Consider the following 21,466-nt stretch of genomic DNA (forward strand, 5'->3'; position numbering starts at 1 on the left):
ATCATTGTTATTGTGAGTTACTAAGAGGCGACGGTCTTTTAGTTGGAATCCCAATATATGCCTCGGGTATAGTAAATGATTATTAAAATCGTTAGTAATGGTTAAAGGTCGTTTTCTACTAGGCGAACGGCCTTGGCATTGCTGGAGGTAGGGTATTCTCCATCAGGTTTTAAAACTTACCCTATAAAATGAGAATGCTATCAATTTTTTGTTTAATAGCGGTATTTTTTGTAGTCAGCGCTTGCTCTCAACAGACATCTTCACATAATCCTTCTTCATCTAACAATTTAATGCACCTCTTAGTCTCAATACTCTAGCTGCAGATTCAAGTAGTAGGTTCTTTAGTAGGTACTAGAGAAGACCTGAAGGAAGCTTTCCAATTTGCTACAGACGGTAAGGTTGTACCTAAAGTGACAAAGCGTCCAATCCAAGATGTTAATGATATATTTGATGAAATGGAACAAGGCAAAGTTACCGGCCGTATGGTTATAGATTTTACTGAGTAATATATATAAAATAAGAGTCCTAATCATTAAGGCTGTCGACTAATTATCGGCAGCCTTTGGTCTCCATTCTTTTTTTGAAAAATGAAGTGCTCTTTGAAGGTCTCCCCCATTCCTCCATTTTCGGTCTTCAATATCCATATAGCGAAAACGTTTTTAAGAAACTATATAAAATAATATATTTTAAATAAAGTATAAGTTTTAATCAGATTTATGTAAGTAGAGCGTATAATGTCAGATTGCGACTATAAGAAATTGCCTCGAAAATTGAACCCGAAGTTACACCCTTCACCTTTCACGATTCAGGCACTGAGGTCGGAGAAGGAGAAGCATTTATCGCGGGGGCATATTACTCCTGCTGAGTATGACGAAATTACAGGTAGAAGTTATGATAAACCATTCATTAATGTCAGTGTTGATTTGGGAACGTGAGTCCATCTTAATAGGTGTTTTTATTTTGGTTTTAAAAATAGCATCTCAAAAAATTAAATGCATCAGGAGTTAAAACACTATCAAGGAATATTGATAAGAAACAAAAGGGCTGAATGATGAGTACTATGTATATATCTATCCTCACTTTGGTTTTACTCAAACTGCAAAAGATGTTTGAGATTTTCCTAAAAGGGCCAATAGAAGCACAAGAAAAAGGCATTGATATGAGTAAGATCAGTACAGTTTGACTTGCTTAGTTTAAATATTGTGAAGGAATTCTGTGATCTAGACATTCATAAAGATATTAAGAAACAGATTGAGTTTTAATCTGAGCTCAGGAATATCGACTTCCGCCTTCCTTTATCCGATCATCTATGAGTTCCCAAAAGAGTCATTGGAAAAAGTGAAAACTGTAGTAGAAAGGCTGCAATCATTATTTGATTAATTGGGACTGATTAAGCTGATGAATTTGAACAGATGGTTATTGATACTGCGGCTGAATTAGGGGAGGGCAATTAATTGAACAACGTTAAATTATTTCAGGATTTAATGAAGGTGCTACATGAAAACAATTTAGATTCAACTTTAGGAAGCAATAAAGAAATTGAATTTAAGTTTGATGGAGCTGATTTGGGATTAACTAACTAACCAAACTGTTAGTGTTATATTGTCTACATCCTGAAGAAATAAAGAAAGCAGCAAGAAATATCTCACTGCTGCTCCAGTTTATTTCGGATCTCCTTCATTGTTTTAAAGACTTCATCAAGAAAATCTCTTTTTAATTCGATTGAGTATAATATGCTGTCCTTTTTACGGGAGGGCTTTGCAAGTGTGAGTCCTGGAGGTTCAGTATTAAATTAGATTTATCAAAAATACTGTTATTGTGTGCTAAGGCATTTCTTAAAGTGTTATAAGTTAGTATGCTCTTCCATTCATAGTTGAGAAAGGTTCAGCTGGGATTTCACAAACTTTACGAAGATAAAGCTTAGCACACTCTATACCTTGCCCCTTCATATCTTTAAAAAAATAATTTTATTAAACATACAAAGGTATTATCACTAAAATATAATATTATTTATCCATTTGCTAAATTTCAATAGGTGGTGGTTTTATGAATAGCGCTAAGGGGAAGTTTTCTCAACTTTTTGATCCATAATATTAAAGTTGATTTATTACAAGTCTTAGATTCAGAAAATGAACGAATTTTTAGGTTATGAAGATAGATTGAAAAAACTTGTTATTAACATACAAGGAATGAAAAACACTTAGATATAGATTAAACATTTGGATATATTGAACTGGTCCTAGTATCCACTATTTGATGACGGTCAGAGCGATACCATACCCTTTTTCTGACGTATAAGCAGAGGTTATTTTCATTACTTTCCAGCTTCCTTCAGCTGCTTTTGTTCCTATCCCATTATGTGCCGTAAGATAATTTCCTTGACTGACAGTTTCGTCAATACGCACATAATGTTTGCCTACCAACCCTACTACATGCCATTCGTCTCTTGCTGCCCGTGAATGATAATTTGCCTCCAGCGCTGTATCATAGTCTGGATTTTGTTTGGGAACACGTATGAGTTCACCGCTTTCCTCGTCAGTCACCATCTCATAAATGAATCCGCCAAACTCATTTGTCAAATAACGTCCCTGCCAGACGAAACTGGATGCTCCTGAAATGAAAGCTGAAGTTTCTGAAATAACGCCAAGCATATAATCTCCTACATCTGCGGGTGCTATTTTTTCACCTCTTAAAGTCACGATTGTACCAGTATGGATTAATTGTCCAGTTGAACTCTCAAAATACTCTCCATATCCACCTAAAGAAGAACTGATCGCCCCGGCAAACGTCCCGTTTCCCCTAACAGAGTCAAGAAGCCATTTCATTGATTGATGACCTCCTGCCACGGTGTATGGTTCTTCAAGTATAATATTTTCAGAAGACAGTATTGTTCTTGATACATGATTTCCTTTAATATGTGTAATATGTGCATTGTTTGAAGAAACGATTAATGCGCGAGAGCCTTCTGTGCTGGAGCCACCAGAAGAGCTAATGACCGCATTTCTTTCTCCGCGCGCCGTAATACCACCGGTACCTGCTATAACTGCACTTGTTTGGTTAACGGCAAAGCCAGAGGTTGTTGCAAGCTGTATGCCTCCTTTCAAATTGATTGGGATTTGTTGGTATGTTTGGCCTTTGATTGAGGCTGCTACACTATAACCTTCTGACTGTACACCGAGAATTGTGGCCTGATTATTGGGCGACTGGATTCCAACTATCCCGTTATCAGTAATCATCGTTCCATTTAGTATATTCACATTATAGAGACCGCCACCGATTGAAATTCCTTTTGGAGCAGATTTATAAATATCGAAGTTCGAAATTTTAATATAATCAGTTTTATTTGATCCGCCTGATAAATTAATATCAACACCAGCTTTTTTAAACCCGCGAATTTTAATACCATTAATGGTTATATTTTGACTACGATATTGCAAAGCCACGACAGGATTTCCTTTATAATCATAATCTGGATCACCAATTGCTGTGAATCCGCTTACATTAACGTTTTTATATGCTGAAATAACCAGCGCTCTAGGTGTCACAGCATCATAAAGTGAGTTGAAAACTGGTTCAATTGCTGAGCAATCAATGAGTGTGACATCGTATGCCGTTGTGCTTTCAGGATCTGTAATTTGATGGTGACCAATATGGCGAAGATCAAATGCACGAACATCGCGATAAGAAACATGGCCTATGATATGGACGTTTTGAGAGGCCGGCCACAGTTCATGGGCTTTTACTTCTACTCCGCGGATGTTTCCGCTTGTAAAGTTATTCAAAAGCCACACATGCCTAGAGCCGTCGTCAACTTCTATTCCGTTGGAGTTAGAAACACCTTCTACAAACTCTGTTCCTCGCGGATTTCCTGAATGGCAGTTTGAAATAAAGATGTATTCGCTGTAATGGGTGGTAATGCCGTCGTCTCCTGAACCGTATGTCACACAGTTATCAATCCAAATATATCTTGATCCGTCTTTTGTCCAATCGGTATCAGGCAAATGATCATACGTAGGCGATGTGATATCAATACCATGAAGACCTGCGTTAATAGCTTCCACATCTTTGATCCATCCATATTCAACCTTAGCAAAAGTTAAACAACTGGAGAATTGTCCCCCAGGATTTCTCACTCCGCATTGTCTACTTGGATTCCAGTCTAATGACATTCCTTGGACGAAAATATTGCGATTCCCATTTTGATAATCATCATTAGTAATCACCCATTCATGTGCTGGAGTGTCTTCATGCAATTTAATTACAGTAATCCCTTTACCTTGTCCGACAATTGTTGTCCAGGATGGAAGTTTAATCCCCTGAACGAGGTATTCTCCGGCGGGAACGTTCACTTTGACGCGACCATTCCCGATTGCCTTTCGAAAAGCTTCCGTATTATCTCTTCCATCTGGAACAGCGCCAAAATCTTCCACATTTACTTCCCGGGTGATCTTAGATAAAAGTTTAAAGTATTCCTTGTCGAGACGTTCTTTTAAAAGAGAGGTGATCTCTCCTTCAGCCGTCACCCTCGCGTCAGTAACTTCGATATTTTGATCTGTAACGGAATGCTTAATAAAGTTTTGCATTCTTGCCTTAATATGTTCTAATTCAGATGAAAATTCGGGGTGAGACTGAGAATTGGCGTTTAGAGAAGGATCAGGGCAGTTTTTAAAATGAACCATTCTAAAGACACCTCTTTCTTTTAATATAAGCGCAGTTTTTGTCTTTGAGATAAGGGGTTAGACATCTTTTTTGCGCTTATACTTCCAATTCTGTATTTGTTACAAAATTCCTTTTGGATTTATACTGGTTTTCAAGAAATGTAAGTCAGAGAAAAATAGAGAAGAACAGGTATAGTATAAAAAGCAACATTTTTTTATGTCACCCAGCGTTAACACTAGATGTGCGCAGGATTTAGGATCTAAGATAAACGATTGACTTCATAAGCGGCACGTATTCCTGATTCAATCGCGCCTTGCATCCACGCATGAGTGAGTGAGACATGTTCTCCAGCGAAATGAATTCTTCCCTCAGGGACAGGGATATAAGGATAAAGCTCTAATTCTTGTCCTGGTTCGAAAGCTGTAAAGGCCCCCGAAGAATAAGGGTTCTGACTCCAGCTAAAAGAGGCGCCGGACACAAATTCAGACCATACAATATCGCCATATATTTCAGATAAATTGAGTAAAGTATACTGAATACGCTCATCTTCTGAAAGACTGTCCCACATCAGTGCCTCATCTGCCCATGTATAACTCGCCAGAACAACAGCATGTCCATTTGCTCCAATACCAGTGCTTGGATAATACGAAAATCGAATCGGAAGATCAGTAATTGATTTGCCGCCGCGTTGCCCGGCTTTTTCCCAAAATCGGCTTTTAAACTCTATGCCGATTTTTGTTGCGCTTATATAGTTTAGTTCGCGGATTGCCCTCCGTTTATAGTAAGAAAAAGAATGGTATGGTTCCACTTTTACAAATCGCAATGTTGAAAAAGGAATAGTTATAATAGCAAGATCAGCTGTGAACGCTACATGTTCTGCTGTTTGTTGATGCTGACAATGGATCGTAACGCTGTTCTCATTTTGAGAAATTTTCATCATTTTTTGATGGTATAGAATATTTGTTTTTAATTGAGGAAGAAACGCATGAGGAAGTCGATCCATGCCGCCTGTTATCTCATAGAAGTGAGATGGCGATGTAAAAAAGATTGATTCCCGTAACGCTTCAACAAGGGACATACCCATATACGCTTCCATATCCAAAAGTACACCAATCATATCGATTGCTCCATATGAAAAGAAAGTGTTTAAGAATGAGCTTAACGATTCATTCTTGTATTGTTTTTCAACAATCCGCCAATTTCTTGCAGGATCTTGATTAATAAAATTTAATATTGGCTGCAATACAGAAAGCATTAGCTCTTCAGCCGTTTTCCCTTGTTCGTTCGGTGCAACAGGGTATCTTAATATTTGAGGATTTCGTTCAAAAATATGGAGACGTGTTAGGATTCCATTCGTATAAATGATGTCCATTGGGGTTCTGTTGATAAATACATTTGTTGGCAGCCTGAATTTTTTTATATATTCTAAGGTTAGCAAATGGTTATTCGGTATGCGCATCGGACCAACGTTCAAGTACAAACCATCACTAAAGGGAGATCTCAAAGTGCAGACACGGCCGCCAGCTCTGCCGCTCGCTTCAAGAATCGTCACTCTGTGACCGGCATTTTTTAGCAAAGATGCTGATACAAGCCCGGCCAATCCAGCTCCCACAACAATAATATGCTTTGAATGATGCGATGCGCTAAGGCCATTTCTAATAATCTTCATCATGTCTTCATTCATTAGAGAATTCACTTTTGGGAGGCACCTCTTTTTTGAATTTATTGCATTATATTCAATGAAAAGGGCGTCTATCACGATCTGTTCATATCTTTTGGAATTTGTATGCCAAAAGGGACATTTATTCTCGTTACAAGAACAATAATGGGGTGATGTATTTGACTAACTTTGTTCATAAGACAGTAAACGGTTTGAAAAGTCTCTTAGATGAAAAAGGAGCCATTAAATTGTTTTGTTCTGAAGGATATATCATGGAGTTCCTTGTTACATTTTCACAGGACAAAGCAACCCTGAATGACATTCAAAGCTTTGAGGCTAAACACCAGCTTACCTTTCCAGATGATTATCAGAAGTTTATTACACTGCATAACGGTGCGAAAATTTTTCAGATACTTGCTGATGGGGAGAATATAGGTGGAGGACTTTATTTATTTAGCCTTGAAGAGATTGAAGAAGAATTGAAATATGAGGATTTGTTTGAAGGCATCAATGGTATCCCAATTGGTCACTTATTAGAAGGGTGTCATTTGATGATCGACAAAGATAAATTGGATAAAGGGGATCCCAACTATCTTTTTATATTAGAAATAGGAGAGTATACACCATTAAATTTAAATTTTGAGATATTTCTAGATCGGTATATAGAATCCAATGGGGCAACTTTTTGGGAATGGCGCTATTATACCGCAGAAAATTATTATAGAACAAGATAATGCGGTGTATAAGACAGTCAGATTTGGCTGTCTTTTCTGTTATTGAAATAGTTGATTGTGGTAAAATTTACATAGAATAGGCTGGAAGGAGAATGATATGAAGGTATTTGAAGCTGAATCTTTACTCTCTGAAGCGGATAAAAGAACCAAAGAGTATAAGGAACTAAGGTCACAAATGGTTACGTCAGAAAAGCATTTAAAGCTGTAGCTGACCTGGATGACAGTGAGTTCTCAGGCAAGGGTGCTGACAACATCAAAGCATTTTATCATGATCACATCGGTGTTACAGAACAATGGATTGACCATATCGATATGAAAATTGCTTTCTTGAGCAGCGTTTCTGCAAAATTTGAAGACGCCAAGATGTCTGATACTTACATATCTTTGGCCGAGTATGGCGATTATAAACAAGCATTAGCATCAATACTGGAAATAAGCTCACCCCTTTCATTAGGGGATGAGCAAGACTCTCTTGAGTGAGCAAACCTAATATACAGGGGATATTATACTATACACAAATGATTTCAAAATAATGTTGGTTTGGAATAAAGTTTGATCATTTTCTGCTTCTTGCCTGAAGTTTCAAGATTATTGCGGATTCAACAATAAAACACCTTCTTTTATATTTTATATATGGAATTCGTTTTAATTATTATTTTCGCAAAATCTTCTCCATCGCTTTTCCCTTTGCTAACTCATCGATCAGTTTATCCAAATAACGAATTTCCTGCATAGTTGGTTCTTCGATGTCTTCCACTCGGACACCGCAGACCATACCTTTGATCAAAGCTCGTGAAGGATTCAGTTGGGGGGCTTCCGCAAAGAATGTCTCAAAGTCTGCCTGTTTTTCCAGTTGCGCTTCTAACTCTTCCTGGCTATGTCCTGTCAACCAACGTATGATTTCATCGACTTCTGTTTTCGTACGTCCTTTTTTCTCCACCTTCGTAACATAAAGGGGATAGACCCTTGCGACACTCATTGTATAGATCTGATGTTTTGTCATGATACATCCTCACTTGTATGGTTTTCTTTAATATATCACGAAACATATTAAGTACAAACAAAGTAGCCGTTTGCAGACGTCTTGAAAGAGAGTGAACAAGGTGATTAGCACAGCTAATTATGATATCACTAAAGATCCAAAATTCTTAGCATTTTGCAGCTTGGCTAGGGGAAATAACACAGCTCCTAGTAGATCCATTGGTTTTAGTGAATTCTGTGAAAAACTTAAAAAAATGAGGTAGTTGAACCCGAGAATAAAAAAGCTCACTACCTAAATAAGTCTTTAGATTATTGGAAATCGAGATTGAATGATGGAGGCAGCCTTTCTGTAATGGATTCGCAGGTATTAGATACTATCAAAAAAGCTTACAACTTAGGCATGGTTAACAAAGATAATAGGTTGTTGCGAAACGAAGCGAAAACAACACCTAGTATAAAAGTTGGGTGTTGCTTTGTTTATTGATCATCTTTTTCTTGATTACTTTTATTGCTCTTTCTTTAGAATAAAGTTCCTGTAAGGGATCGGAACTTATTACTCGTAATAAGCTTATCCAGGCTATATATTTTAATCATTATGAGTCTCAAATAACTCAAAGTTCCGTATACAAAAACTAAGTCGGAATATTAATTTATAAATAAGGACTCAACTAACAAAGCAAGTTAGTTCAAAAAATTAAGAAAGAACCTGGTAAAATTACTCAGGTTCTTTTTGTATTGCACAAAAACAGACACGCTGATATAATCAGACTACGTCTGTTTCCTTATAAAAGTACATAGATATCCATTTTATATTTTAATTATATCATGCTGGGAAGCTCTTGTCAATTTTTTTCGAAGGGGAGATGTAGAATGAGTTCATTGGTTCTCGGTTTTCAGGAAATGGAAAAAACACAGCTGATGGTTGTTGGCGGAAAAGGGTTACATTTAGGAGAATTATCAAAAATTGAAGGGATCCAAGTACCCGAAGGATTTTGTGTTACAACCGTGGGGTTTCAAAAAGCCATCGAACAAAACGAAACGTATCATGCTTTGTTGGATCAGCTAACCATGTTAAAAGTAGAAGATCGAGATCAAATCGCTGAAATCAGCGGGAAGATTCGGGAAATCCTTATAAAAGCGGAAATTCCTTCCGATGTTGTGAAAGCAGTTGCTTACAATATCTCCCGGTTTGGGGAAGAACATGCTTATGCAGTGCGTTCTAGTGCGACTGCTGAAGATTTACCACATGCCTCTTTTGCCGGTCAACAAGATACCTATTTAAATATCATCGGCGTTGATGCCATCTTGCAGCATATCAGCAAATGCTGGGCTTCCCTATTTACGGATCGCGCGGTGATCTACCGTATGCAAAATGGATTTGACCACAGCCAGGTTTATTTATCCGTTATCGTTCAAAGGATGGTTTTCCCGCAGACTTCGGGGATTTTATTTACCGCTGATCCAATTACTTGCAACCGAAAGGTGTTATCCATCGATGCCAGTTTTGGACTTGGTGAAGCACTGGTCTCTGGCTTGGTATCTGCCGATTGTTATAAAGTACAGGATGGGCAAATCGTCGATAAGAGGGTAGCAGCCAAAAAATTGGCTATCTATGGACGAAAAGAAGGCGGAACAGAAACACAGCAGATCGATCCTGACCAGCAAAAGACCCAAACACTGACTGATGAACAAATTTTACAATTGGCATGCATCGGAAGACAGATCGAAGCTCATTTCGGCCAGCCGCAAGATATCGAATGGTGTTTGGTAGACGATACTTTTTATATTGTCCAGAGTCGGCCCATCACGACTTTATATCCGATCCCTGAAGCGGATGATCAGGAAAATCACGTCTATATCTCTGTCGGTCATCAACAAATGATGACGGATCCCATAAAACCACTGGGATTGTCTTTTTTTCTGTTGACGACTTCTGCACCTATGCGTAAAGCTGGTGGAAGGTTATTTGTTGATGTCACGCATAATCTGGCATCACCTGAGAGCAGAAAATTTTTATTAAATGGCATGGGACAACACGATCCGCTCTTAAAAGACGCACTTATGACCATCGTAGAACGAGACTTTATAAAATCATTACCAAATGATCAAAGAGAACAGAGTCTCGGTAAAAGTAATAAAAGTATGTCGTCTGCGGGATCTCAAGTACTAATCGAAAACGACCCCACCATCGTTTCTGATCTGATTAAGCGCAGTCAAATATCGATAGAAGAGTTAAAACAAGACATCCAAATTAAATCAGGATCCGATTTATTTGATTTTATCTTGGAAGATATCCAGCAATTAAAGAAGATTTTGTTTGACCCGCAAAGTTCGGCTGTGATTATGGCTGCTATGAATGCTTCAACATGGATCAATGAAAAAATGAACGAATGGTTGGGTGAAAAAAACGCAGCAGATACGCTTTCTCAATCTGTCCCCAACAATATTACTTCGGAAATGGGTCTGGCGCTATTAGATGTCGCAGATGTGATTCGTCCTTATCCGGAAGTCATTGATTATTTACAACATGTAAAAGATGATCATTTTTTAGATGAACTGCTTAAGTTGCATGGTGGACAGGAAACCCGATACGCTATCTATGATTATCTCAGCAAATACGGAATGCGATGTGTCGGGGAAATCGATATTTCTAGAATTCGTTGGAGCGAGAAACCTATTACACTTCTCCCGTTGATTCTGGGTAACATCAAAAACTTTAAGCCTAATGCCAGCCATCGGAAATTTGAGCAAGGGCGACAGGAAGCTTTACAAAAAGAGCTAGAGTTATTAGATCGATTGAAGCAATTACCGGATGGTGATCAAAAAGCCAAAGAAACAAAACGGATGATCGACCTGATCCGGAATTTCAGCGGTTACCGGGAATATCCAAAATACGGCATGGTTCATCGCTACTTCGTTTATAAGCAGGCTTTACTGAAAGAAGCCGAACGACTCGTACAAGCGGGCGTTATTCATGAAAAAGAAGATATATTCGATCTTACGTTTGAAGAACTTCACGAAGCCGTACGCACAAATCAACTGGATTACCAGATCATCAGCAAACGAAAAGACGAGTACAAGTTATACGAAAAACTAACACCACCACGTGTTATCACGTCTGAAGGTGAAATCATTGTAGGTCAGTACAAACGAGAAAATCTCCCATCCGAAGCCATTGTAGGTCTACCCGTTTCGTCCGGAGTTATAGAGGGACGAGCACGTGTCATCTTAAACATGGAAGATGCTGTTCTAGAAGAGGGAGATATCTTAGTGACCTCCTTTACTGATCCTAGCTGGACACCATTGTTTGTATCCATAAAAGGCCTAGTCACCGAAGTTGGTGGATTGATGACTCATGGAGCAGTTATCGCGCGTGAATATGGCTTACCAGCAGTTGTTGGAGTTGAAAATGCTACCCGACTGATAAAAGACGGGCAACGAATTCGTGTTCATGGAACAGAAGGCTACATTGAAATATTATAATGGCTGATGTGTGTAGCGAGCCATCAGATATTCCCCCCCATATGCCCCTAACTAGGAGTTGCGGGCTGATGGAATTAGCATAGGAAGATTAATATTATCTTAAAAACGAAAACCCCCTCCCCAATCAAGAAAAGGGTGGGGGTTTTATTAAGGTGAATCATATTCCGTTGCCTGTTCACTATCAGAAATTTCTTGAGTTGTTCAAGTAAGGAGCCATATTGTTGAATAAGGATAGTAATTAAAGAGGTTATTGTTGTCTTAATATCGAAATAAAGATTGGGTTTAAGTATTTTTGATGGGAGTTACTTTAATGCATATAACAACAAAAAGGTTACTGATACGTGAATTTGAATTCAAAGATTGGCAAGCTGTATATGAGTATACATCAAATATTAATGTGATGAAGTATATACCAGAAGGGGTTTTTACTGAAGAAGATGCAAAAGAATTTGTAATTGAAAACAAAGGTGATAACGCTGAAAAATTTCCAGTAGTACTAATAGATGAAGGTTGTCTTATAGGGCATATTGTTTTTTTAAAGTATTTTGGTGAACATACATATGAGATTGGATGGGTGTTTAATCCTAATTATCAAAATAGAGGGTATGCTTCTGAAGCAGCACAAGCTATCTTGGAATATGGATTTAAAGAAATGAACTTACATAGGATTATAGCTACGTGTCAACCTGAGAATATTCCATCATACCGAGTTATGGAGAAAATTGGAATGAGAAGAGAGGGCTTTTTTAAAAAATGTATTCCCAAAGGCAATGAATGGTGGGATGAATATTATTACGCTATTTTAAAAGAAGAGTGGAAATGATCTATTAAAAATTTTTAAGTCTTACTTCTTCAACAAAAGGTTCTTTTATTGAATACAGCAACATTGGCGATACAAACAAAATATCACCATAATAAAGCAATATGGTATGGTACTTAATCGGATTCAATGAGCTCTGGCGAATTGTTTTTAGGTGAGTTCACTAATCAAGGTATATGGATGATCCAGAGGACATGGAGATTTTCGAGGTAATTAATACTTTAAAGCCATTTCAGATTATGACCTCTTTTTTAAAAATAAAGAAGCATTCGCAGCATTAAAAAACACATCAAAGAAGAGGGTGGAAAATAATCTAATGAAACTGCCCATCAGAGACTTACTTAATTCATATTAAAAATAAGCCAAGGATGATTCAATTTAGTTAATATCGGCTTTTATGTAAACGTTGAATCGTTACTAGATACATTTTACTTTACCATTACTCAATTCGCTTATGACGCATTCTTTGTGGGAGCTCTTGAGGAATAAATTAGCCCTTCATAAACTGACATATGGCGTTGTTCCCATGAGAAGGTTAATTAAGTACACTAATCAGGGGTTCACAGCTTGTGCTGGGACAATGCAAAGTATTTTGGAGGCAACTGTGAAAGAGCCAGATGAATTACATCAGAAATTAAATACATATATTTAATCACGAAGGGTACATATAAAATCGTCCGGTCTAGCGCCATGGCTGAGGATTTTTAATACGATCTCCCAGCTGTCGTCGGGAGTAGAGAACGCATCGGAAGAAATCAAAGATAACCAGAGGATCAGGGTGAATGGTGCGTAAGATTATGTGAGATTCTAGATCTTGATGAATGGATTTTAAGTTCAGCTGCAATGTCAAATAGAACATGCACCCATGACTTTGCAGAATAAAAATCCACTAGGCAACTACCCAATTATACAGAGACAATCACCTAAAAAGGGTATAGATAAGTATAATATTGGAAACTGAAAAAAGGAGTTGAACATGTTGTATTATTACCCGTCTTTCCATTTGTATCAGCGACAAGAATATAATCCTTATCCATGGACTTATCCAGGAAGCTCCCCCTATGTATATGAACGACCTCCCTTTTTTAATTCTCCATGTTACAGAGAGTGTATAAGAAGCGGAGCGGATAGTTATTTCTGCTGCTATATCTGCGGTTTCTGTTAAAAAGAAAGACTTATAGAAGTATCAAAGCATCTTGTCTTTTGCTTCAGCGGAAATTGATAGTAAAAGAGCGCAATGATAAACGGTTGCATTTTTCTTATGTTGGTTTTATAAATGTCCCGGATGATAGCCATTTAAATTTTGGGAAGGTCGGCATATTTGCTGAGTATTTCTTTCATTTCTTCTATAAATAATGCTAATCTTTCACCAAAATTTTCCTCTCCATATGCAAACCCGAAAAACAATGTTATAGGATTTTCTTAGTTTATGTTGTAATTATATTGGAGGCATACCGTCTTAGTTTTTAAAAGTTTGAGCAGTTAGAAGCTTTTAAGAAAGATTCAGCAACTAGAAGATAGAGTTATTAAGTACGAATAATCTGGAATGGTGGTATATGTCCATATATTGAGAGATGAAGCGCATCTGCAGCAGAAAGCAGAGCGCTTTTTTTAATGGGGAATCTCAATAAAAACAACAATTTTAATCAGAAAATAAGGTGAGGTCAAATAAAGTGTAAACAATGTGAAAAGCCGATCTCAACGAAAATGGGGTTAAATGATATTAGAGATGATAAGTGTTTTATAGAGTTGCCAAAAGATCAAAAAGAGATTGATAAAGTGTTCGGTATCTGTGGCTGAAATGGAAAGCTGTTTGCCAAGAGGGTTTGTCAATAAGCTGAAGAACAAAGAAGCAGGGGAACATGAAGTTCTTTAAACGTCAACAAAAATAAAGAAGGAGATTACCTCACATGTAATGAATTATTATAGCAGGAAAGAGAAAAATTTTACAACAAAGGGAGGAATGAGGTAGTAATGAAGGGTTTGATCAAAGGTGCTGTTCTAACTGCTGTTCTAGGTGTTGGTGCTACTTTATTTGCAGGTGATGTATCTGCACACGGGTATATAAAAGAACCTGCTAGTCGAGCGTATATGGGATCATTAGAAAAACAAATAATTGGTTGGACGGCAGCTACTCAGAAATATGGTTCCGTAGTTGATAATCCTCAATCGGTAGAAGGACCAAAAGGGTTTCCGTCCGCGGGTCCACCAGATGGGAAAATTGCATCAGCAAATGGAGGCTCGGGTCAAATTGATTTTGGGTTAGACAGGCAGACTGCAGATCATTGGGTAAAACAAAACATACGTGGGGGTCTAAACACCTTTACTTGGCACTATACTGCTCCTCACGCAACATCAAAGTGGCACTATTATATAACCAAGAAAGATTGGAATCCAAACAAACCTTTAACAAGGGATGAGTTTGAGTTAATTGGAACTGTAGATCACGATGGTTCAAAGGCTGATACTAATCTATCTCATAAGATTTATGTACCAACTGATCGCAGTGGTTATCATGTTATTCTAGGGGTGTGGGATGTTGCGGATACCTCTAATGCCTTTTATAACGTAATTGATGTAAACCTAATACGATGATATTGAACCTCTACAGTTTTAATAGCTAACAACAGTTATGACTATACGGAAAAAGCGATAAGTGTATCAGGTAAGCCATCACCAGCAGTAAAGTGTTGACTGTAGCAACGAAGGGAAATGTAACGGAACCGGGAGAACACAGAGTGTTTGAGTATGGAAGTTACAGAATCAAATGGGGTCCCTGTGAAGCTTATAAGAGGAGCTATTCTTGCAGATCGGTTAGATGTTGGTGCATCTGCCGATCTTTTTTTAACTTTAATAGAAGTGTACTCCAAAAGTCTATTGGTAAATGCTTCATTAAATATCTCAATCACTTCTTAGAATCTTTTGTATGGTGAAATTTAGTAGGGTAATTTGCGAAGGAGGAGCTTTTATGGAAGAAGGAAAGTTAGTTCACATGACTCTCGATGGTATTAAGAAAGCAGGTTCTAATTATGGTATATTCCCTATGTTCCATCATGGTGGGTATGTCATGGAAGATGCTACTTTTCGTTTCAGAGATCCATCAAGTCCTCAAGAAATTAGCAATTTAGAAAAGAAGTTAGGTGTTACATTCCCTAATGATTATAAACGAGTTTTTGTTACAACATAATGGGATGGAAATGTTTGACGGTATTGAATTACTTAGCACAGAAGGAATTATTGATTACAATGGAGTTCAAGATTTCCCCGGGGGATACGTCCTAATTGGATATCATTATGATGGAAGATATGTCATTGACACCAACAAATCAAAAAACGGATTAGGTTATATGTTATATCTAGATTCAATTGATGATATTGAAGATGCGGTTAACTTAGATTCCAATTTTGAGATATGGTTTGACACGTTAGTTTCTTTTAACGGGACGAAATATTGGGAAGTGAGTCCGAATAACTAAGAGTATTATAAACTGGTTTCAGAATAAGAAGACTCCAAAAAGGAGTCTTCATCTACGATTTGAGATCGTTAAGGACGACTTTTGCAGCCTCAGCAATAAGAGCATTATCATAATGAGCATCTTTCGTAAACCGGTTTGATAGGATTGCCAAAATAATAGGAGCTCTATTAGGCGGCCAAACGATAGCAATGTCGTTTCGTGTTCCGTAACTTCCGGCTCCAGATTTATCGCCGACTTCCCACCCTATAGGAGCGCCTGCCCGAATCAGTTCGTCACCAGTAGCGTTCCCACGCATCCAATCAGTTAAGATCGTGCGCTTATCAGTCGTGAGAGTGTTATCCACAGTGAAAGCATTAAGGTCGGTTGCTAGTACTTTTGCGGTGCTTGTGTCACGAATATCCCCAGGAACTGCAGAGTTTAGATCCGTCTCGAATCGATTAGCCTTGGTTACATGATCCCCAATCTGTTTCAGTGACTTTTCGAAACCTTTAGGGCCGCCAAGTTGTTGCAACAATATGTTCCCAGCAGTATTATCGCTGTAACGGATAGCAGCTTCTGAGATTTCCTTCAGGCTCATGCCTGTATCTACGTGTTTTTCTGTGATTGGAGAATATGTAACAAGATCGTCTTTGCTGTAGTGGATGACTTCATTAAGTTTTTCAATTGAGTTTTTCTTCAGGACAGCAGCTGCGGCTAGAACTTTATAGGTTGATGCGTAAGCAAACCGTTCATTCGGCCGATAGGCGATAGTCTTGTTTGTACCTGTGTCAATTGCATAAACGCCAAGCCTGGCATCAAATTTTTTCTCAAGTTGAACAAATTTTTTAATAGTTGTACGGCTTGTCATTTTTGTGTCTCCTATGGCTTTTGCTTCAGCATGCGTTGATCCGTCAAAGGGTTTGAAACCAGTAAGGCTTAAACATAAAAGTCCAATACATATTCCAAGTTTTAATGTCGCTTTATTTTTCAAATTAATCAAGGCCTCCTAATTCAATTGATTTTGTATTCACCTTCTATTAATACCTTAAAAATAGGAGTAAAATCGATATATTTCCATGAAATGTTCCTCATGACAGTTAGTTTAACAAAACTCTTTTCATTCATTTCGTTTTCTTATTTTTAATATGTTAAGAGAATTAGGGTCACGAGGGAAAAGAGAGGAATAAGAAAATAGAAAAACACCAATTTTAAAGGTAAACATTATGTGAAAAGTTATATCATTGATAATAGGTTAGGTGTAGCATGAGATTTGATAATTGTTTCTATTGCTACCCGTATGGCATTATTTAAAAGGATGGGCACGAAGTCAATCTAATGGGCTTTATCAATTGGGATTGGAGTGTTATGAGTGAAAACAAAAAAAGTTTATCTTTATGTATTTCATACAATGTCAGACTGGGAATATGGATATTTGATTGCTGAACTAAACTCAGGGAGATATTTTAAAAAAGATGTAGCCCCTTTAAAAGTAGTTACAGTAGGAGTTAATAAAGAAATGATTACGACGATGGGAGGGCTTAGCATAAAACCAGATATGTCCCTTGATGAGTGTACGCTTGAGAGTAAAGATCTCTTAATTTTACCCGGAGGGAATACTTGGGGAGAAGATACTCATCAACCGATCTTGAAAAAAGTTGGCGAAGCTTTAGAGCTTGGCACGATTGTTGCTGCCATTTGTGGTGCAACCCAAGACCTCGCGAATTATGGATACTTAGATTCTAGAAAGCATACAAGCAATGACTTAGAGTATATGAAAATGGTCTGTCCTACTTATAAAGGAGAAAAATTATATGAGAAGGGACCTGCAGTATCTTATGAAAATTTGGTTACTGCATCAGGAATAGCTCCCCTGGAATTTGCGATGGAAGTATTGAAAAAATTAGATGTATTTGCACCGGATACATTGCATTCATGGTATAAGCTAAATAAGACCCATAAACCTGAATATTTCTTCGAGTTAATGAATACAATAAATGAATAGAATCATTGCCAAATGCCCCTGAACTTATGGGGCATTTTTTTATTATAGTTTTTGAATAACCTGGAATGTTGTTATATGTCCCTTTATTAGTAAAACATATAATAGCAGATCGCTTTTTTATGTAGAATTTAAGTCAGAAGGAAGTAGGGTGATGCAGAAATTTGAAACAATAACTGCATCTAGAACGTATCGAGATAATAAAGTTTAAATATAAGTTGCACAATTTGCTTTTTTGTTTAGTGATTATATAAAGATGTGAAAGGGGTATCCAAATGCACCTTCATCATACCCAAAGCGGAAAACAAAACAATCATCCAAAATGGTTGGTCACTATCTTGCTCAGCTGGGGAACGTTCGTTTTTGCTTTGTTTTTTGCTACATTAATCGGTTCAATGGCCCGCCAAGCAGGTGCTTCCAAGCTTTTGCAGCAAGGTATCCAAGCTGGTTTAGTGACATTAATGACTGTCCCGTTGCTCTACATTCTTCTTAAGCGGTTTTCTAGTAGACCATTCTACTCTATCGGACTGTCTGGGTGGCAGCAAGCCATTCCGAAAGCCATTATGGGAGCAATGTATGTGATTATTCTATCCGGATCCGGATTCACTATTGCCCATTTATTGGGCTGGATCAAAGTTACACAATTTCACTTCTCTGCCCATTTGGTTACAGTATTGCTCTTAAACATGATTATCGCTTTCTTTTATGAAGCTTTTCCAGAGGAATTAACTTTTCGTGGGACAGTGTACAATGCTCTAAACAGGCGGTTTAACTGTTTCATATCTTTACTCCTTCAGCCGATCCTGTTTGTGCTTGCACCATTAACTGTAAGTGGTTTGCAATATATAGCAGGAATTGAATCACCTGCTGTCACATTGGATTACATCTTTTTATTGTTGTCTTTTGGATTCATCCTTCAACTTCTGCGCATTGTAACTGAAAGCTTATGGACGTCTATAGCCTTTCATTTAGCCTTTCTCGAAAATTCTCGGTTCTTTGTTCTGCAGGGGGATGAACGCTTTATTACCTATGAAGAAATTGTGCCGGGTACAGGAGCGCTGTTTGTGATCTTTTTTATGTTGCTTATTGTCGGTACTCTGCTATTAATACCTGCAGTAATAGCTCGCCGAAATACTATTCAAAGGCACAACAAGAATAAGAGAGATGACCAAGATGTTTAATTTTTGAGATTGAATCAGTTCTAATCCTTCCGAATTTAATCAACTAGACTATGATTTATAAAATGATAATGAAGTATGGTGTGTAAAAGATGAAAATGGGTAATACATGATGCAGGTGAGTTATGAACCGGAATCGATATATTAACAGAATGAAATGTGCCAGACAGTTTTGAGCTTCTTGAAGGTGATGAAGTCGAAATAATTGTTAAAAGAAAATAAATGGGATTTCTACATAAACAAAATAATGGATAAAGTCTGTGAACATCGAGCTACTGAATAATCAATCCAGAAATAAGGGAAATTAACTAAAAAAATTGTGAGGGATATCCAGTGAAACGATTTATTTTAGTTATATCCTTATTGTCTGCTGTTGTTGCTTATCCAACTCAAGTAAATGCTAATTCAATGCCTTGTAGTGTAATACTGGAACCGGTGGATCAAAACCTTAAAAATGCAAAAGGTGTGGCATTAATCTATAAGGTGCAATTAAATCCACCGAGTGCTGCCAGAACGAATATAAGCATTCTTGCTGTCCACCTTCCCGAACCATCTTCTTATGGAAATTACGACAGTTATGAAGGATTTGCTTCTAAACCCGGTGAAATTAGTTGGCGGTTTAAACTTTATCCTACTCCTGAGGAAGAGAGCCCTAGTTGGGCGGGAAGATTTGACTTAATTACAGCCGAAATGAAGAATGTTAAAGTTCAAGTACGTCTTTCTCATTCTAGAACTCAAAAGTTGGGGCCAAGTGTACTAACGAGTAATATTGAATCTTGTAATTAGAAGTTACTTGAGGACGCAACCGTGTAAAACAAACTTGGAATGAAGTGAATGATTAAATCGATTATTTTGCCTGAAAAGAATGCAAAATAACTTTCGAAAAACCGATAAGCGAAGAATCGATAATGAGCATTGTCGCTGCGGTAATGTATTGGTTCTGGGACTCCACATTCCTTTGTTTAACTTAAATCACGTATTTTACAACGTTCACAACAAGTATAAAGGCCGCTGATCCGAACAACAAATACCCTGACCTTGTTTGTTTATTTGAAAGTGATTCCACTCCCACTAAAACAAAGAGAAGTGCAACTAATACTTGGAGAGAAACCAAGAGGAATTCACTTTGACTATATAGAGAATACACACATAGTATCAAAGCTGCACATGAAATAAAAATTTTTGAAGCTTTGAGCAAAGAACTACTCCTAATGAAGTTTTTATTAAACCTTAACACGTTACATTCTTTTATTGGAAAGGCAAAGAGATCAAGATAAAGAAGTATTTTAAATAAATTTAAAACAAAAAGAGCATTAATTTACATGCTCTTTTTTCAATTTCCCCGCATCAGATCCGACCGTCTCATTTGCTCAAGCCGGGTTCCTGATTGAAACTGTATGAAATAGTTTCAAATTGTTTTTTGGATTGATGTATTGGTCGTTTTCTGTTTTAAAACGTTGTATAGAAATCTTTCATTTTCTCTAAAGGCTTTGGCAAATTGTTATTACTAAATATTACTCCTGAGAAATGTATATGCATTCACACTTTCTGTCGTGAAAATTTAAATGTATTCATAAAAATGCCGCAGCATATCAGCAGTGCGCCGATGATAATGTTTATGGTGATCTGTTCGTGCAATTGCAGCCATCCAAAGAATAGAGCCAATACGGGAACGAACATTAGTGCCATGGATGCTTTTGACGCTTCGATTTGATTGAGCACCCAAAACCATACGACAAATGTAAAGCCGGTAGAAAGCAAACCATTAAACACCAATGACCATATCGCCTGATATGTCCACTCGGCTGAATGGACCGGTTCCAATATAAAGGAGAAAACCAATAACATGACGGCTCCCATCAGAAGATGCCAGGCATTCATATGAATGATATCGATATGCTTGAATTGAAGTTTGCTAAACACATTTGCGATTCCCCAGCTAAGCGCTGCCGCAAGGACGCATAGTTCTCCAAATAAAGCGCTTTGATCGACATGCAGCATTTCTTTTCCAAATATAAATAAAAGTCCAAAGAAGCCGCTTATCAGCCCGATCGTTTTATACACATTCATTTTTTCGTTTAATGTAAAATGGCTGATCACCGTAACAAATATAGGCATCGTATACACCAAAACAGAGGTTTTTCCTGAATCAACAAATTGCATTCCATACGTTAAGATCCCCATATAGCCCATACCCATCAGCAGGCTCATGATGATATAGCTTTTGACATGTGCTTTTCCTATTGAAAGTTTCTTTCTTTGAATGAAGAGAATGAGAAATAAAGGAACCGCCCCGATGAACAGGCGCAAAGCCGAAAACAAAAGCGGGGGGATGTCATGTATTCCAACTTTCATCGCTACCCAAGTATAGCCCCAAATTAGTGTGACAGAAATGATTCCCAGCATGACTTTTACCATTATAAAGCCGCCTTTCTTGTTTAAATATTCGTACTGGTTTCTATCATATGTTACATTTATATATAACTGAAATACATTT

15 protein-coding genes and 5 pseudogenes are annotated in these 21,466 nt (G+C 37.5%); 14 read left to right on the top strand and 6 right to left on the bottom strand.

Annotated features, from left to right (window positions below; translation table 11 throughout):
- Positions 1-323 precede the first annotated feature (323 nt).
- The 3 genes and pseudogenes from adhP to CVV77_RS22265 form a co-directional block, all read left to right on the top strand.
- Positions 324-506, top strand: a pseudogene (gene adhP / locus CVV77_RS02560) (alcohol dehydrogenase AdhP); the annotation flags it as partial.
- A gap of 339 nt (positions 507-845) precedes the next feature.
- A pseudogene (locus CVV77_RS22610) lies at positions 846-935 on the top strand (XkdX family protein); the annotation flags it as partial.
- Positions 936-1,454: 519 nt separating this feature from the next.
- Positions 1,455-1,583: a hypothetical protein gene (locus tag CVV77_RS22265; RefSeq protein WP_258459135.1), complete on the top strand. Its 129-nt coding sequence runs from the start codon at positions 1,455-1,457 to the stop codon at positions 1,581-1,583.
- A gap of 666 nt (positions 1,584-2,249) precedes the next feature.
- On the opposite strand, the gene CVV77_RS02580 is transcribed toward CVV77_RS22265, so the two are convergent.
- On the bottom strand, positions 2,250-4,679 hold the full coding sequence (locus CVV77_RS02580; RefSeq protein WP_100274563.1) for a peptidase G2 autoproteolytic cleavage domain-containing protein: 2,430 nt from the start codon (positions 4,677-4,679) through the stop codon (positions 2,250-2,252).
- 239 nt (positions 4,680-4,918) lie between these two features.
- Positions 4,919-6,355, bottom strand: a complete 1,437-nt coding sequence (locus CVV77_RS02585) for a flavin monoamine oxidase family protein (protein ID WP_142397312.1) — start codon at positions 6,353-6,355, stop codon at positions 4,919-4,921.
- Positions 6,356-6,498: 143 nt separating this feature from the next.
- Here CVV77_RS02585 and CVV77_RS02590 point away from each other — a divergent pair, with 143 nt between their 5' ends.
- Both CVV77_RS02590 and CVV77_RS02595 read left to right on the top strand, forming a co-directional pair.
- Positions 6,499-7,053, top strand: a complete 555-nt coding sequence (locus tag CVV77_RS02590) for an SMI1/KNR4 family protein (protein ID WP_019258625.1) — start codon at positions 6,499-6,501, stop codon at positions 7,051-7,053.
- A gap of 97 nt (positions 7,054-7,150) precedes the next feature.
- Positions 7,151-7,434: pseudogene (locus tag CVV77_RS02595) on the top strand (T7SS effector LXG polymorphic toxin); the annotation flags it as partial.
- 271 nt (positions 7,435-7,705) lie between these two features.
- Here CVV77_RS02595 and CVV77_RS02600 read toward each other — a convergent pair.
- Positions 7,706-8,056, bottom strand: coding sequence for a DUF2200 domain-containing protein (locus CVV77_RS02600; protein ID WP_100274564.1), 351 nt, complete (start codon positions 8,054-8,056; stop codon positions 7,706-7,708).
- 100 nt (positions 8,057-8,156) lie between these two features.
- On the opposite strand from CVV77_RS02600, the pseudogene CVV77_RS22270 reads away from it, so the two are divergent.
- From CVV77_RS22270 to CVV77_RS02630, 6 genes and pseudogenes are all read left to right on the top strand, one after another.
- Positions 8,157-8,518 (top strand): annotated as a pseudogene (locus CVV77_RS22270) (hypothetical protein).
- Between the two features lie 386 nt (positions 8,519-8,904).
- The gene (gene ppsA / locus CVV77_RS02610) at positions 8,905-11,517 is read left to right on the top strand and encodes a phosphoenolpyruvate synthase (RefSeq protein WP_100274565.1); all 2,613 of its coding nucleotides are present in this window, start codon (positions 8,905-8,907) and stop codon (positions 11,515-11,517) included.
- A 310-nt stretch (positions 11,518-11,827) separates the two neighbouring features.
- Complete coding sequence (locus CVV77_RS02615) at positions 11,828-12,340, top strand: GNAT family N-acetyltransferase (protein ID WP_100274566.1); 513 nt, start codon at positions 11,828-11,830, stop codon at positions 12,338-12,340.
- A 451-nt stretch (positions 12,341-12,791) separates the two neighbouring features.
- On the top strand, positions 12,792-12,989 hold the full coding sequence (locus CVV77_RS22745; RefSeq protein WP_483861830.1) for a Gabija anti-defense Gad2 family protein: 198 nt from the start codon (positions 12,792-12,794) through the stop codon (positions 12,987-12,989).
- Between the two features lie 1,322 nt (positions 12,990-14,311).
- Positions 14,312-14,932 (top strand): lytic polysaccharide monooxygenase auxiliary activity family 9 protein, encoded by a 621-nt coding sequence (locus tag CVV77_RS02620; protein WP_084994377.1) that lies wholly within the window; start codon positions 14,312-14,314, stop codon positions 14,930-14,932.
- Positions 14,933-15,404: 472 nt separating this feature from the next.
- Positions 15,405-15,813 (top strand): annotated as a pseudogene (locus CVV77_RS02630) (SMI1/KNR4 family protein).
- A gap of 52 nt (positions 15,814-15,865) precedes the next feature.
- Here CVV77_RS02630 and bla read toward each other — a convergent pair.
- On the bottom strand, positions 15,866-16,789 hold the full coding sequence (bla, locus tag CVV77_RS02635) for a class A beta-lactamase (protein WP_100275129.1): 924 nt from the start codon (positions 16,787-16,789) through the stop codon (positions 15,866-15,868).
- 372 nt (positions 16,790-17,161) lie between these two features.
- Here bla and CVV77_RS02640 point away from each other — a divergent pair, with 372 nt between their 5' ends.
- The 3 genes from CVV77_RS02640 to CVV77_RS02650 all read left to right on the top strand — a co-directional run bounded on the left by CVV77_RS02640 (position 17,162) and on the right by CVV77_RS02650 (position 19,755).
- A complete protein-coding gene (locus CVV77_RS02640; RefSeq protein WP_100274568.1) occupies positions 17,162-17,794 on the top strand; it encodes a type 1 glutamine amidotransferase family protein in 633 nt (210 codons plus the stop codon).
- A gap of 272 nt (positions 17,795-18,066) precedes the next feature.
- Entirely contained in the window at positions 18,067-18,972 is a 906-nt protein-coding gene (locus tag CVV77_RS02645; protein ID WP_100274569.1) for a CPBP family intramembrane glutamic endopeptidase, read from the top strand.
- A 330-nt stretch (positions 18,973-19,302) separates the two neighbouring features.
- Complete coding sequence (locus tag CVV77_RS02650; protein ID WP_019258613.1) at positions 19,303-19,755, top strand: YoqH family protein; 453 nt, start codon at positions 19,303-19,305, stop codon at positions 19,753-19,755.
- A 181-nt stretch (positions 19,756-19,936) separates the two neighbouring features.
- Here the strand turns inward: CVV77_RS02650 and CVV77_RS22615 are convergent, their stop codons facing one another.
- Positions 19,937-20,167, bottom strand: coding sequence for a membrane protein (locus CVV77_RS22615; protein WP_019258611.1), 231 nt, complete (start codon positions 20,165-20,167; stop codon positions 19,937-19,939).
- 341 nt (positions 20,168-20,508) lie between these two features.
- Positions 20,509-21,387, bottom strand: a complete 879-nt coding sequence (locus tag CVV77_RS02665; RefSeq protein ID WP_100274570.1) for a DMT family transporter — start codon at positions 21,385-21,387, stop codon at positions 20,509-20,511.
- Positions 21,388-21,466: the final 79 nt, after the last annotated feature.

This window comes from Bacillus sp. SN1 (genome assembly GCF_002796895.1).
GTDB lineage: Bacteria > Bacillota > Bacilli > Bacillales > Bacillaceae > Bacillus > Bacillus inaquosorum.